12 protein-coding genes are annotated in these 14,718 nt (G+C 72.4%); 9 read left to right on the forward strand and 3 right to left on the reverse strand.

Features of this window, described 5'->3' with window-relative positions; translation table 11 throughout:
* Window positions 1–118: 118 nt before the first annotated feature.
* The 8 genes from B4V04_RS07435 to B4V04_RS07470 all read left to right on the forward strand — a co-directional run bounded on the left by B4V04_RS07435 (window position 119) and on the right by B4V04_RS07470 (window position 7,969).
* Window positions 119–1,393 carry an ABC transporter substrate-binding protein gene (locus tag B4V04_RS07435; RefSeq protein ID WP_498230494.1) on the forward strand — a complete coding sequence of 425 codons (1,275 nt, stop codon included), beginning with the start codon at window positions 119–121 and terminating at the stop codon, window positions 1,391–1,393.
* On the forward strand, window positions 1,390–2,382 hold the full coding sequence (locus tag B4V04_RS07440; protein WP_498230496.1) for an FAD-dependent oxidoreductase: 993 nt from the start codon (window positions 1,390–1,392) through the stop codon (window positions 2,380–2,382). The genes B4V04_RS07435 and B4V04_RS07440 overlap by 4 nt, the downstream gene beginning before the upstream one ends.
* Window positions 2,379–3,551, forward strand: coding sequence for a FecCD family ABC transporter permease (locus B4V04_RS07445; protein WP_498230498.1), 1,173 nt, complete (start codon window positions 2,379–2,381; stop codon window positions 3,549–3,551). Before B4V04_RS07440 ends, B4V04_RS07445 begins: the two co-directional genes overlap by 4 nt.
* The gene (locus tag B4V04_RS07450) at window positions 3,552–4,451 is read left to right on the forward strand and encodes an ABC transporter ATP-binding protein (RefSeq protein ID WP_498230499.1); all 900 of its coding nucleotides are present in this window, start codon (window positions 3,552–3,554) and stop codon (window positions 4,449–4,451) included.
* Window positions 4,452–4,533: 82 nt separating this feature from the next.
* Entirely contained in the window at window positions 4,534–5,760 is a 1,227-nt protein-coding gene (locus B4V04_RS07455; protein WP_498230501.1) for an ABC transporter substrate-binding protein, read from the forward strand.
* A complete protein-coding gene (locus tag B4V04_RS07460) occupies window positions 5,761–5,937 on the forward strand; it encodes a hypothetical protein (RefSeq protein ID WP_498230502.1) in 177 nt (58 codons plus the stop codon).
* A 157-nt stretch (window positions 5,938–6,094) separates the two neighbouring features.
* Window positions 6,095–6,898, forward strand: a complete 804-nt coding sequence (locus B4V04_RS07465) for an FAD-dependent oxidoreductase (RefSeq protein WP_498230504.1) — start codon at window positions 6,095–6,097, stop codon at window positions 6,896–6,898.
* A 24-nt stretch (window positions 6,899–6,922) separates the two neighbouring features.
* Entirely contained in the window at window positions 6,923–7,969 is a 1,047-nt protein-coding gene (locus tag B4V04_RS07470) for a DUF7551 domain-containing protein (RefSeq protein ID WP_498230505.1), read from the forward strand.
* A 14-nt stretch (window positions 7,970–7,983) separates the two neighbouring features.
* Here B4V04_RS07470 and B4V04_RS07475 read toward each other — a convergent pair whose 3' ends face one another.
* Both B4V04_RS07475 and B4V04_RS07480 read right to left on the reverse strand, forming a co-directional pair.
* Window positions 7,984–9,120 carry a TrmB family transcriptional regulator gene (locus B4V04_RS07475; RefSeq protein WP_498230507.1) on the reverse strand — a complete coding sequence of 379 codons (1,137 nt, stop codon included), beginning with the start codon at window positions 9,118–9,120 and terminating at the stop codon, window positions 7,984–7,986.
* Between the two features lie 68 nt (window positions 9,121–9,188).
* The gene (locus B4V04_RS07480; protein ID WP_498230509.1) at window positions 9,189–11,468 is read right to left on the reverse strand and encodes an alpha-amylase family glycosyl hydrolase; all 2,280 of its coding nucleotides are present in this window, start codon (window positions 11,466–11,468) and stop codon (window positions 9,189–9,191) included.
* A 103-nt stretch (window positions 11,469–11,571) separates the two neighbouring features.
* Here B4V04_RS07480 and B4V04_RS07485 point away from each other — a divergent pair, with 103 nt between their 5' ends.
* Window positions 11,572–13,692: a DUF7997 domain-containing protein gene (locus tag B4V04_RS07485; RefSeq protein ID WP_498230510.1), complete on the forward strand. Its 2,121-nt coding sequence runs from the start codon at window positions 11,572–11,574 to the stop codon at window positions 13,690–13,692.
* Between the two features lie 73 nt (window positions 13,693–13,765).
* On the opposite strand, the gene B4V04_RS07490 is transcribed toward B4V04_RS07485, so the two are convergent.
* The gene (locus tag B4V04_RS07490; protein ID WP_498230512.1) at window positions 13,766–14,653 is read right to left on the reverse strand and encodes a bile acid:sodium symporter; all 888 of its coding nucleotides are present in this window, start codon (window positions 14,651–14,653) and stop codon (window positions 13,766–13,768) included.
* Between the last annotated feature and the right edge of the window lie 65 nt (window positions 14,654–14,718).

The following is a 14,718-nucleotide window of genomic DNA, read 5'->3' on the forward strand; positions in this document are numbered from 1 at the left end:
TATATTTGCACGGCCGATCGATACCTCGACCCAGAGAGCAGACGTGCGCCCGACGACCACTGCTTTAGGCGACCCTAAGATTCGAAAGCGATTTAATGCTTTAGGGGAGCCTAAACATATGGGAAAGCACGCGCATCGAACCACGTCGACGCGCCGTAACGCGATCAGGTACGGCGGCGCCGTCGCGGGAGCGGGAGTGCTCGCGGGATGTCTCGGAGCGGGATCGGGCGCTCCCGGCTCTGACGGCGCCGACGGATCGAACGACGCGGAGACCGAGGAGTCGGACGGTTCCGACGGCGAGGCAGACGGCGACGACGGGTCCGCGGGCTCGTACTCCGTCGAGATGGCGCCGGTCGGCGAACTGACGCTCGACGCGGTCCCCGAGGACGTGATGGTCTACAGCCTGCTGTACGCGGACACGGCGGTCGCGTTCGGCCACGGCGACGCGGTGAACTCGCTCGGCTTCGACGCGGACGCCGGCGGGAACACGCTCGACGCCTACTACGCCGAGCTCGAAGGGGTCGAGTTCGATCGGGAAGGGGTCCGCCAGCTCAACTCGGGCTCGGGCGACGGGATATCGGTCGATCGAGAGCTGCTCTACGAGCTCGACTCCGACCTCCACCTGGCGGACCCCTGCCTGTTCGTCTCTTTCGACGGATGGGACCACGGCGACGTGGCGGAGGTCCGCGACAACGTCGGCCCGTGGTTCGGCAACGTGTACAGCCGCCGGAACTCCGATCCCCCGGAGCCGTGCCGCGACGGCTACGAATACTACGGTCTCTGGGAGATCGCCGAGCGCGTCGCGGGCGTGTTCCGCGAAGAAGAGCGCTACGAGGCGCTCGCGTCGGTCCACGACGACCTGATCGAGACGGTGCAGGCGGACCTCCCGCCGGAGGAGGAGCGCCCGACGGTCGGCACGCTCCTCTACATGGACGGGACCTACTACCCCTCGCGGATCGACCGGCCGGGGTTCGCCAACGCCCACGTGCGCCCCTTCGGCGCGGCCGACGCGTTCGGCGCCGACGACGTGACCGACGAGACCGCCTACGACCACGAGCAGCTGCTGGAGGTCGACCCCGACGTCATCCTCCACCAGTACGGGATCGAGTCCTACTACGACGTGGCCGGCGTCCGCGAGGAGCTCGCCGACCACGCCGTCGCCGGCGAACTCTCAGCGATCGAGAACGACCGGTTCTACCCGTCGGGGGACCCGGTGCAGGGGCCGATCATGAACCTCTTCCAGATCGAGATGACCGCGAAACAGCTGTTCCCCGAGCGGTTCGGCGAGTGGCCGGGCTACGAGCTCGGCGACGGCTACCCGGATATTCCGGAGTCCGAGCGCCTCTTCGACCGCGACCGGGTCGCGGACATCGTCGCCGGTGATGTGGAATGAGCGACCGGGCAAACCGCGAGGGGACCGACCGCGGCGAGGCCGCCGAGAAGATTGACTACGACGCCGTCGTGGTCGGCGGCGGTCCCGCCGGCTGTTCGGCCGCCGTCTTCCTCGCCCGCGAGGGAGTCGAGGTCGCCGTCTTCGACCGCGGTCGGTCGTCGATCGCGCGCTGTGCACACCTCGGGAACTACCTCGGTTTCCCGGCCGGGATCGACGTCGAGACGTTCTACGGCCTCCTGCACGACCACGTCGAGCGCGCGGGCACGGAGCTCGTCGCCGACCTCGTCGAGTCGGTCGAGTCGGTCGAGGGGCGAGACGACGGCGCGGACGGAACGTGCTTCCGCGTCACCCCACGGGAGGGCGACCCGGTCACCGCCCGCCGCGTGGTCGCGGCGACCCGGTACGACGGCGAGTACCTCCGCGGGCTCGACGACGACGCGGCGATGTTCGAGACCCGCGAGCACGGCGGCGAGGTCCACGAGCGCTTCGACCGGGAGTACGCCGATCCCGACGGGACGACGCCGGTCGACGGGCTCTACGTCGCCACCCCCTCCGAGGCCGACCGACAGGCCGTCACGGCGGCCGGGCGCGGCGCCCGCGTCGGGAAGCGGGTCGTCGCCGACGCGCGGATCGACGACGGCTGGTGGCCCGCGGCGGCCGAGGGCGTCGACTGGGTGCGCCGCGAGGCCGAGCGCGACGAGGAGTGGGCCGACCGCGAGCGGTGGATCGAGTGGTTCGACGACCAGCACGCCGACGCCCCCGTCGACCCGGACTCGGAGCGGTTCGCCCGGGTCCGCGAGGCGGCGATCGACGAGGCGCTGTCGGCGTACGTCGACGCCGACGAGGCCGAGTCCCGGGCGGCCGAGGGTCGGCGCGCGCTCGCCGGCCGCCTCGACCCCGACGCCGTCGTCGACGCGCACGACGCCGAGACCCTGCTCGACGCGATGGACGACGAGGACATCGCCGCGTACGCCGAGGGAGTGCGATGAGCGGCGGGGGGTCAGTCGCCGGTGAGGGCGCTGCGCGCCGGACGTCGGAGGGTCGGATCGGGTGGCTGTTCGACCCCAAGCTGGTCACGGTCGCGCTCGCCAGCCTCGCGGTGGTCGTCGCCGCGGGGCTCGTGCAGGTGAGCTTCGGCGCGTACTCGATGACGGTCGGCGAGGCGTGGCGGGCCGTCCTCGACCCGGCCGTCCTGCTCGACCCGCGGTGGCTGCTCAACTTCCTCGTCGGCGAGGAGCTGATGCGGGCGGTCACGGGGTTTCGGGGCGAGCTCCCGGAGCTGTCGCACGGCACGCTGATCGTCTGGAACATCCGCCTGCCGCGGGTGATCGTCGGGGCGATCGTCGGGATGAACCTCGGCGTCTCGGGGGCGATCTTCCAGGCGGTCACGAGGAACGAGCTCGCGAGCCCGTTCATCCTCGGCGTCTCCTCCGGCGCCGGGCTGATGATCCTGCTGACGCTGGTCGTGTTCGGGGGCCTCTCGGTGTTCCTCCCGCTGATCGCGGCGCTCGGCGGCGCGGTCGCGTTCCTGATCGTGTACGCCATCGCGTGGAAGAACGGGACGAGCCCCGTCCGGCTCGTGCTCGCGGGCGTGATCGTCGGGACCGTCTTCGGGAGCCTCCAGACGGCGCTGTTCTTCTTCGCCGACGACATCGGCGTCGTCCAGTCGGCGATCCAGTGGACGACCGGCTCGCTGACCGGGACGGACTGGGAACAGGTGCGGCTGGCGCTGCCGTGGACGGTCGTCGCGGTGCTCCTCTCGATCGCCGGCTCGCGCCAGCTGAACCTGCTCCTGCTGGGCGAGCAGACCGCCAAGTCGCTGGGGATGTCGATCGAGAAGGTGCGGTTCGCGCTGTCGGGCGTCGCCGTGCTCGCGGCGGCCGCGAGCATCGCGGTGGCCGGCATCGTCAGCTTCGTCGGGCTGATCGTCCCGCACGTGGTGCGGAACCTCGTCGGGAGCGACTACAAGCGGCTGATCGTCGGCTGTCTGTTCGTCGGCCCCGCGCTGATGGTCGCCGCCGACGTGGGCGCCCGGCTCGGGATGAGCGTGGTGACGGGCGCGGACGCGCAGATCCCGGTGGGGATCGTCACCGGGCTCGTCGGCGGGCCGTACTTCCTGTACCTGATGCGGAGACAGCAGAACATGGGTGAACTCTGAATGTCCATCGAACGCGCGAACGCGACGGATCCGGACGAACTGAGCGGCGCGAACGCACCGAGCGAAACGGACGGGGAGCGCGCGGCGGCGGACGCCGCCGACGCGAGCGACCTCGACGCCGAGGGGCTCGTGTTGGGGTATCCGACCGCCCCTGAGCCGGTCGTCGACGGCGCCTCGCTCGCGGCCGAACCGGGGGCGGTCACCGCCCTCGTCGGCCCGAACGGCTCGGGCAAGAGCACCCTGCTGAAGGGGTTGGCGAACCAGATCGCGCCCGAGGACGGCTCGGTGCTCCTCGACGGGCGCGACGTGCACTCGATGGACACGAAGGCGCTCGCCCGGAAGCTCGGCCTGCTGTCACAGGAGAGCACGTCGCCGGACGGCATCACCGTCGAGGACCTGGTCCATCACGGTCGCTATCCGCACCGCGGCTTCTTCGAGCGAACAACCGCCGAGGACGCCCGCGCGGTCGACCGCGCCATCGAGCTGGCGGGCTGTGGCCACCTCAGGGACCGCGAGGTCGGGAGCCTCAGCGGCGGACAGAAGCAGCTCGCGTGGATCGCGATGGTCCTCGCGCAGGACACCGACGTGCTCCTCTTAGACGAGCCGACGACGTTCCTCGACTTACACCACCAGATGGAGGTGATGGAGATCGTCGAGACGCTGCGCGACGAGAGCGACGTCACGGTCGTCGTCGTGCTCCACGACATCGAACAGGCCGCGCGGCTCGCCGACCGGATGGTCGCGCTCAAGGACGGCGAGATACGGGCCCGCGGTCCCCCGGAAGAGGTCGTCACCGAAGACCTGCTCGCGGACGTGTTCCGTGTCGACGCCGAGGTCGTCGCCACCGAAAACGGTCCCCGCGTCACGCCGCTGCGCGCGCGGCACGAGGGTTCGGAGTAGGGGCCGAGTCCGAGCGGCATCGGTTCTTTTAGGCCGGCCTAAAGATCGAAGCGGTTAAATCGTTTTAGGCTAGCCTAAAAATATGCCCAGAGACGACGCGGCACGCGGAGCACCGACTCGCAGAGCGTTCGCGAAGTACGGCGGCGCGGTCGCCCTCGGCGGACTCCTCGCCGGCTGCACCGGCGGCGGGGACGGCGCCGACGGCGGCGGCGGCGCGGAGAGCGGCGACGGCGACGCGGAGAGCAACTCGACGTCCTCGACCGAATCGGAACCCGACGACGACGCGTCCGCCGGGCTCCCGTACACCGCCTCCATGGAACCCGTCGGCGAGGTGACCTTCGAGGCGGTCCCGGAGCGGTGGATCGCGTACGACGGCGGCTTCGCGGACATGGCCGTCGCGCTGGGGAAAGGCGACGGGCTGGCCGGCATCGGCAACGCCGACCGGTACTACACGTACGTCTACGACGAGCTCCCGGGCGTCGAGGTCGACCGGAGCCCGATCGAGGCGTACCCTGAGGTCAGGACGAAAGAGGAGTTCTACGAGCTCGACGCTGACCTCCATCTGTACGACCCCCAGATGCTCGTCAACTGGTTCGACTGGGGGGAAGACGACGTCGAGGAGATCCGCGACAACGTCGCCCCGTTCTTCGGCAACCTGATCTTCCGGCGGTCGGACGGGTGGCACGACTACCGGTACTACACGCTGTACGAGGCGTTCGAGCGGGTCGCGGCGGCGTTCGACGAGCGCGAGCGCTACGAGGCGTTCGCCGAGCTCCACGAGTCGTTCATCGCGGACGTGCAATCGCGCCTTCCGCCGGCGGACGACCGGCCGAGGGTGTTCCTGACGTTCGAGGGAACCGACGAGCCGGAGACGTTCTCTCCGTACCGACTGGTCGACAAGGGGACGAGCAAGAAGCAGTGGCTCGATCTGGGCGTGACCGACGCGCTCGCGGGGACGGACGTCGAGAACCTCAGCACCACGAACCGCGGCGAACTCGACTACGAGAACCTGCTCGAAGTGGACCCCGACGTGATCCTCGTCCGCGGGCACGAGCGCAAATCCCCGACGGAGTTCCGCGACACCGTCCTCGCGTACATGGAGGACCACCCCGTCGGAAGCGAGCTCACGGCGGTCCAGAACGGCCGCGTCTACCGCGGCGGCTACCTCTACCAGGGGCCGATCCACAACCTCTTCCTGACCGAACGGGCCGCGAAGCAGATGTATCCGGACGAGTTCGGCCCCGTCACCGACGACGCGGAGCTGTTCGACCGCCAGCGCGTCGCGGACATCGTCAACGGGGACCTGTAGATGCGCGCCCGCGAGTGGGCCGTCGCTGCGACATACGGCGACCCGACCGACTACGACGTCCCGGCGCTGCCCGCGTGGCGGGTCGAACGCGGCGCGTGCGGAGACCTCGCGTTCGCGGCGATCGACGGCGAGGAGCCGTTTATCGCCGCCGCCAACCCGGTTCGGGTGCGGCGATGACCGGTGCGTCCTCGCTCTCTCGGCTCCCGGGGCCGGGCGCGACGCGCGACCGAAGCCACTTCCTCGTTCCGCTCGTGTCGACGGGTATGGATTCGAACCACGCGTCGGCGGCCCAGCACCGAGACCGTCTCCGACGAAGCGGACGGGTGTTCGACCGATGACCGAGACACAGCCCACCGAGCGCGACGTGGTCGTCGTCGGCGGCGGCGTCGCCGGGCTCTCGGCGGCCGTCTTCACGGCGCGCCAGGGGCTTGACACGCTCGTCGTCGACCCGGGCGAGTCGCTCCTCCGACGGAACGCCCACCTGGAGAACTTCCCCGGGTTCCCGCTCGGCGTCAACGCCCGGCAGCTGCTCGACCTCCTCGGCGAGCAGGCCGAGACCGCCGGCGCGGACCGGGTCGACGCGCGGGTGACGCGGGTCGAGGTCGTCGACGCGGCCGACTCCGGTGACGGCGACGGCGACGACGACCCGGACGGGACAGACCCGAACGACGACGCTCGGTTCGCCGTCGCCACCGACGGCGGCGACCGGATCCGGACGCGGTACGTCGTCGCGGCGACGAAGAACGAGGTCGGCTACCTCGACGGGATCGACGGCGTCGGAATCCTCGACCGCGGGAAGGCGTACGTCGACGTCGACGAGCGCGGCCGGACCGGCGTCGACGGGCTGTACGCGGCGGGGCGGCTCGCGGAGAAGCCCCACCAGGCCGCGGTCTGCGCCGGCCACGGCGCCGAGGTCGCGGTCACGCTGCTGGAGGACGACGACGCCCCCTTCTACCACGATTGGGTGGCGCCGGAGGGGTACTTCACCGACCGCGGCCGCGACCTGCCGCCGGGCTGCGAGGAGATCGGCGCCGACGAGCGTCGCGAGCGCGAGGCCGCCTCGCTGGACGCGACCCGCGAGCGGTTCGCGGAGCCGCACCCCGACCCGCAGGAGACGCACCCGAGCCTGGAGGAGTGACCCGATGCGGAGCGTGACCGCGACGTGATCGGGACGACGCTGGCCGCGATCAGCGACCACATCGAAGCGCTCGCGTCGGCCGACGGCGACTACTCGCTCGTCTGCGCGCGCTACGGCGACCGGCCGGTCCCCGCGGCCGGGCTCCGCTTCGAGAGCCGCGCCGCCGCGCGCGCCGCGGCCCGCGCCACCGAGCAGTACCGCGACGCGCTCCGCCGGTACGACCCGCAGGTGCCGTACTACGACGTGATCGTCCGGCAGGAGTACGCGACCGACGACGCGCTCGGTCCCGGCTCCGTCGAGGGCGACCGCGACGCCGGCTCCCGCCGCTGCGACGGCAACGATGAGCACGACGTGCGGCGGTTCTCGGCGGCCGAGGCGGCGGACTGGTCGCTCTCCGACCCCGTCGTGAACGGGACCGGAGACCGCCCCTCGGACGGCGCCCGCGACCCGGGCCCGGACAGCGCCTCGAGCCCGAACTCCGCACCGAGCCGCGACCTCGTCGGATTCTGCCACGACGCGGCGGCCGCGGTGTTCGAGGCGCTCTCGGCGGCCGACCACGACGCCGTCGAGTCGGCGGTCATGGACGCGTACTTCGCGCTCGCGGAGGAGCGGTCGGACCCGGACGACCTCTGTCTCCGCCTCCTCGAGGCGATGGCGTCCGAGCTGCGTCGCGGCCTCGAGCCGACGGAACAAGCCGCGGTGCTGGCCGACGCCGCGTCGCGGCTCCCAGCCGCGCCCGACGCCGACCCGGTCGCCGGGGCGTTCGAGCGGCTCGCCGGGGCGGGGGTCGTCGGGAGCTACGCGGCCGACTCGGCCGGCGCCGAGGCCCCGACGGAGTCGGTCGCGGTCCGGGTGTCGGGGTACGCCCTGACCCCGCGGGACGGGCGGTTCCCGACGCTCCCGGTCGTCCTCGAACTGTGCCGGCACGGGGACCGGTCGCCCCCGCCGGCGACGGTCCGCGTCGCCGACGTCGAGGACGGCTGGCGGCTCCGGATCGAGCGCGCAGCCGATGGCGGACCCGCCTCCGGCGACGAGCCGTCCGGGCTGGCGAGCGCCCCGATCCGGGAGTAGGGAGACGGTCGGGACTACTCGGCGTCGGCGGTGCCGCCGGACTCGCCGTCGTCGCCGTCGCGGTCGGCCGCCTCGATCCGAACGAGGTCGGCCTCCACGTCCTCGACGAAGGCCCCCTTCCCGCCGACGGTGACGGCCCCCTCGTCGGTCTCCACGACGAGCGAGTGTTGGACCGGGAACTCGTTGTTCGTCGGCTCGACCAACCCTTGTTTCGCCTCGACGACGCGCCCCGCGAGCTCGACGGCCTCGTCGCTCTCCGTCCGTCGCCCGCCGACGGTCACGCGCGGCGTCTCGCCGGCGCGGAGGCGGAGCGTCGCCTGCAGGACGGCGTGCCGGAAGTTCCCGTACTCGACGGGAAGCGGCGCCGGCGGCGCGGTCGCGACCTCGCTCGCTGCCGGCCAGTAGTTCCCGAGGAAGGAGCCGACGATGACGGGCGCGAGCTGCTCCTGCGAGAAGCGGATCGCCTGCCGGTCGGTGTCGGACCGGCGGAGCAGCTCGGGCGGCGCGACGACGCCGGCCGCGGAGTCGACGGTGAGGAGCGTGGGCATCGCCTCGCTCCACGTCCGAACGACGCTGGCGACGCTCTCGAGGCCGACCGCGTCGCCGCCGGAGTCGACCGCGTCGCCGTCGGCGTCTCCCACCGGCGTCCCCTCGACGTCGGAGACGACGAGGAGCACGAGCACGCCCCGGTCGACCGCGTCCGCGAGCGACTCCCGGACCTCCGGGAGGTGGTCGGCCGCGATCGACAGCGTCACCTCCGACTCCGCGTCGTCGAGCAGCGACCTGATCCGCTTGAGGACGGTGACGCGGGACTTGATCACCTCGAACTGCTCGGCCCGCCGCTCCACCCGCGAGAAGCGCTCCTCCAGGCCGGGCCGGATCGCGTCGACGTCCGATCGGAGGCGGTCGATGACCTCGTCGGGCGGGTTCGCGCGGATCGTCGTCGGCACGACGTGGTCGTTCACCTCGACGAATCCGCGGTCCGCGAGCGACTCGCTCACGCTGTAGACGTAGCGCTTCGACACGCCGGCGGCGTCAGCGATCGTGCTCGCCTTCGCCTCGCCGTGCGCCAAGAGACTGAGATACGTGTCGATCTCCTTGTCCGAGAGCCCGAATCGGCGGAGGAGGTCGTTCAGCGTCCGGTCGTCCATACGGACAGAGGACGAGGCGACCTCTTATAAGGGTCGGCCGGTGCGGCGAGCGCCTCCCTCGCCGCCTCTCATCTGAGGACGGCGACGGCGTCGACGTCGACCTCGGACCCGACCTCGCGGTCACCGAACAGGTCGGCCTCGACCCCCTCCGGCACCGCGACGGTCGCCGGCTCGCTCGCGAAGTTGACGACGACGAAGAGGGCGTCGTCTCGGTTCTCCGCGGCTCGGACCCACGCGGTCACCCGCTCGGGGTCGCCGTCGACGACGGTCACGTCGGCGGCGGGGTCGTCGAACGCGACGGCGCCCTCCCGCAGGAGCGGCTCGCGCTCGCGGAGCGCGGCGAGCTCGCGGTGGAAGTCGGTGAGGTCGTTGTCGCCGTCGTGCCAGCGGATCGGGCCCCGGTACGTCTCGTTGCCCCGCTCCTGGCCGGCGTAGATCATCGGCGCGCCGGGGAGCGCGAAGACGGTCGCGGCGGCGGCCTTCAGGGCGTCGCGGCCGTGCTCGGCGAGGTACCGCTCCTCGTCGTGGTTCTCGACGTAGCGGAGCTGCGCGCCCGGGTCGTCGAAGCCGAGCCACGCGGCGCGGTCGAACGCCTCGGCGACCGCGTCCGCGGGCGCCCTGCCGGCGCCGACATCGCCGAGGACCCCGTACAGCGAGCTGTCGTAGTGGAGGTCGAACTCCCCCTCGCCGTAGAAGGGGTCGTGCGGGAGCGTCTCGTCGAGCAGGAGGACGTCGTCGGGGACGAGGTCGGCGACCTCCTTCCAGAAGCCGTGCGGGACCCCCCACGCCACGTCGGCGCGGAAGCCGTCGACGACGGCGGCCCACTCGTCGACCACGTCCAGCAGCCACGCCCGGACGGTCGGGCTGTCGAAGTTGAGGTTGGGGATCCGCCGCCAGTCGAAGTAGTACTCCGGCATGTCGCCGGGCGCGAGCTCCGCCCAGTCGGTGTCGGTCACGTCGAAGGTGCCGTTCGCCCGCCGGTAGTGGTCGGCGTACTCCTCGACGCCAGCGGCGTGCATCTGGAACGCGGGGTGGTCGCGGGAGGTGTGGTTGATCACCAGGTCGAAGATCACTCGGATCCCGGCGTCGTGGCAGGTCTGGACCAGGGATTCGAACGCCGCCCGGGAGCCGAGGTCGCTCGCCGTCTCGTAGTAGTCGGTGACGTGGTAGCCGTGCTCCGTCGGCGAGGCGAGCACTGGGGTCAGCCAGAGCGCGTCCACGTGCAGGCTCTCTAAGTATGGTACGCGGCGCTCGATCTCGCGGAACGTCGTCGGGAGGGTGTCGCCCGCGAACGACCGGACGAAGACCTCGTAGATCGTCGGCGCGTCCGCCCACGCCGGCGGCGCGTGGGGGTCGGTGACCGCGACCGGCGCGCCGTCGTCGCCCGGGGCGCCGGCGGGGTCGCTCTCGCCGTCGGCCTCGCCGGGCCGGGGTCCGATCCGCACCGTCTCGGCGGCTCCGTACCGCTCCGTGTGCGGGACCGCGTGGATCCGGAGACCGTCGCCGCCGAGCGCGGCGTCGGGGATCGCATCGAGCGGGACCGCGAGGGTGGCACCGTCCGCGAGCGACTCGATCCGCGCGATCGCCTCCGGGGCCGCGTCGCGGTCGTCGACGAGGAAATCGACGTCGGCGGGGGAGCCGTCCGGCTCGTCGCGGTCGCCCAGCGCGGGCGGCACGTCGACGTCGGCCGTCAGGACGACCGTCGGCCCGTCGTTTCCGGCCTCCGTACCGGATTCGGCGTCTCCGGCGTCCTCGACGCGAACGTCGAGCGACAGCCGGGGACGTCCGGGGCCCGGGACCTCGACGACGTCGCCGTGCTCGTCGCCGGGGTCGTCGTTGGCGACGAAGCCGAACCGGTGGCGGCCCGGGGGCACTCGGGTCTCGAGGACCCAGTCGTCGCCGTCGCGCTCGGGGCGGTCGCGGGCGAGGAGCCGCTCGTTGTGCGCCCACATCAGCGAGACGCGGTCGACGTCGGCGTCGGCGACCGGGAGGTCCGCGGCCGGGACGCGGAGTTCGACCTCCCGGCGCTCGTCCGGGAAGGCGCGCACGCGCTGGCGGTGCGTCCCGTCGGGCGCGTCGAGCGTCAGGACGTACGTCCCCGGCGCGTCCGGTCGGAGGTGGACGACCGGGGCGTCGGACCGACTCGTCGCGCCGGCGACGAGGACCGGCGGGACCGCCGCTCGCCCGCCCTCGCTCTCGTTCCGTGGCCCGTCGCCGCCGGCGACGGCGCTCGCGGCCGGCGCGTCGCGGACCGTCCACTCGTACGTCCCGTCCGGGTCCGGGGACCGCGGCGCCAGCTCGACGGACTCGCCGACGCTCGCCGTCCGCGGGGGTCCGGGTTCGTGCATGGGGGTACCCGGGCGCCCCCCGGCTTGAGGGTTTCCGTCTCTGAAACTCACGAACAATAATTACACCAAAACTTCATACGCGGAGCGGTCGTTCGTCCGCGTAATGCAACTCCGCGACGCGCTCGACGACTACAAGCGCAACGCCGGTCACGCCACCCGGTTCCCCGGCGAACGGCGGACCGTCACCGGGCGGTTCTCCGGCGGCGAGGGGCGGCTCGTCCACGTCGACGGCGACGGCGAGCTCCGCGACTTCGGCTACCCGCTGACCGGGCAGACGGGGTTGGTCCGCTCGCGGATCGGGCTCGCGGTCGGCGACGAGATCACCTGGCTCGACGAGACCCCCACCGAACAGCGGTACGTCGGCGACGCGACGCTGATCGAGACCGTCCACGGGGCGGACGCCGCCACCGTGACCCGCCACGACGTCACGCTTGGGGACGCGCACGTCACGCGCGCGACGGTCGACGTCGGCGAGGACGGGCACGCGAACGTCGACCCCGACGCCCTCTCGCTCGTCGTCTACGCCCGGTTCGCCCCGGACGGCCGCGACGACCGGATCGGCCAGCTCCGGTACGACGACGCGGTCGAGGTGTACCACGCCGACGAGCGCGACTTCCTCGCGAGCGCCACCGGCTTCGCGGACCTCCGCGGCCAGCTCCCGGCGACGTTCCCCGAGCTCGTCGACGACGCGCCGACCGACCTCCCCCGCGACCGCGACGGCGACCGCTACGAGGAGGAGCGGCTCTCCGGCGAGGTGATCGCCGACGTCCCCTTCGAGAACGGCGTCGCGACGGTCGCGTCGCTGCTGACCGACCGCGACGAGACGCCGCGCGAGGCGGCCCGCGCCCGGCTCGACGAGCTCTTCTCGGAGCTCGACTCCGCCGACGCGCTCGCCGCGGCCGCGGACGAGACGACGCCCTCGGTCCCCGCGTCGGCGCCGGCCCGCGAGTCGCTGGTCGCCGACCTCCGCGTGCTCTCGCTGCTCTCGGCCGAATCGGGACTCCGGATCGCCGGCCCCGACTTCGACCCGTTCTACGCGACCTCCGGCGGCTACGGTTACACGTGGTTCCGCGACGACGCGGAGATCTCGACGTTCCTGCTCGGCGCCGACGACCGGCTCGGGCTCGGGCTCGACGACTGGCACGCCCGCTCGGCCGCGATGTACGTCGCCACGCAGCGCCCGGACGGCTCGTGGCCCCACCGCGTCTGGCCGCGGAACGGCGCGCTCGCGCCCGGCTGGGCGAACGCCCGCATCGAGGACGGCCCCGACGTCGACTACCAGGCCGACCAGACCGGCAGCGTCATCGCCTATCTCGCGCAGGCGCGCGCGGCGGGCGTGGACGTCGCCGACCTCGACGCGACCCTCGTCGCCGCGCTCGCCGGGCTCGACGAGACGCTGGAGGACGACGGCCGCCCCGTCGTCTGTCAGAACGCGTGGGAGGACAGCGCCGGGCGGTTCGCGCACACCGCGGCGACGTTCCTCGAGGCGTACAGCGAGCTCGCGCTCCACGGTCAGGGACTGGCCGCGGGCGACCTTGACGCCCTCGACGCCGCCGACCTCCCGGACGACCTCGCCGGCCACGCCCGCGACCAGGCGACGCGCGTGTACGACGCGCTCGACGACCTCTGGGTCCCCGAGCGCGGCTGTTACGCGCTCCGCGAGACGCCCGAGGGGGCGATCGACGACAGGCTCGACTCCTCGACGCTGTCGCTGGCGAGCGCGCACCGGTCGTACGACGCGCTCGGTGAGAGCGACGGGAGCGGCGGGGCGGGCGGGGCCGTCGACGACGAGCGCCTCGACCGGCTCGTCTCGCACGTGGAGACGGTCGTCGACGGGCTCGCCCACGAGAGCGACGAGATCTCGGGGCTGATCCGGTACGAGGGCGACGGCTGGCGGCGGGCCGGGCAGCTCTCGGAGAAGGTGTGGACCGTCTCGACGGCGTGGGGCGCGAACGCCTGCGCCGAGCTCGCCGCCCTGCTCGCGGCCCGCGGGGACCCGCGGGCCGACCGGATGGCCGAGCGCGCCCGCGAGCTCCTCGCGCACGTCTCGCCCGGCGGAACGCTGTGCGAGTCGACGAGCTACCTCCCGGAGCAGTTCTTCGACGACGGAACGCCCGACAGCGCGACCCCGCTCGGCTGGCCGCACGCCATCCGGCTGGCGACGGTCGCGCTGCTCGACGACGAGGACCTCCTCTCGGCGGAGCCGGTCCCGGCCGACGACTGACCGGGAGCGGTCGGCGACGCGATTCGACTGGCGCGGTGTCGAGGTCGCGGTCGGGGACGGGAGGGCCGCGGTGTCACGTCGCGTCCGCGAGCGCGGCGCCGCCGGTCTGCTGGACGACGTAGTAGACGATGATCGAGACGGTGACCAGCGGGTCGGCGAACGGCAGCGAGACCAGCAGCGCGATCCCGAGGTTCTTCAGATTCGTGGTGAAAAACAGGGAGAACGCCCGGTCCCGGTCGATGCCGAACGCGCGCTGACAGCCCGCGGTGAGCGCCGCGCCGACGCCGAACAGGAGGCCCGAGACGCCGACGACGGCGAGCAGCGCCGCGGCGTCGACCCCGCCGACGCCGGCGCCGGCCACGGCCGTGTAGATCAGGAGGAGTATCGCGAGCGTCGAACTTCGCTCGATCGCCTCGGTCGACAGCGCGTCGGTCGGGACGGCCGCCGCGAGCAGCACCCCGCCGCCGACGATCACGGCCAGGTCCGTGAGGATCGACGCGGTCGGCACGGCCATCCGCGACCCGACGAGCCGGGTGAGCACGAGGGGAGTCGCCACCGGCGCGAGGAGCAGCGACGCGATCGAGGTGAGCGTCGCCAGCTGCACGTCGCCGCGCGCGAGCCGCGTCCAGATTATCGCGCTCCCCGCGGTCGTCGGCACCGAGAGCGCGATCGCGAACCCGAGGGCGGGCGCGTCCGCGAGCGCGGGCTCGACGAGGCGCATTCCCGCGAGCGGCAACACGACGTACGAGAGACAGAGCGAGAGGGCCACGACCGCGACGTACGACGAGTAGTCGATCGACGCGAACCGGACCCCCCGGAGCGACGTGAACACGAGGAAGACGACGAGCGGCGTGATCAGCGGATCGAGGTACGGCGACAGCTGCGGAACGAGAACGCCGACGGCGGCGGCCCCGAGCACGAGGAGAACGTTCGAGAACCGCGAGACGGGACCCCGGATCATCTGTGAAATCGACGTGGAATGAGTGTCACCGCCGGTCGGTTAATAACCCGATGGTTGCGGTCACG

It is taken from the genome of Halorubrum sp. B52 (assembly GCF_059752555.1).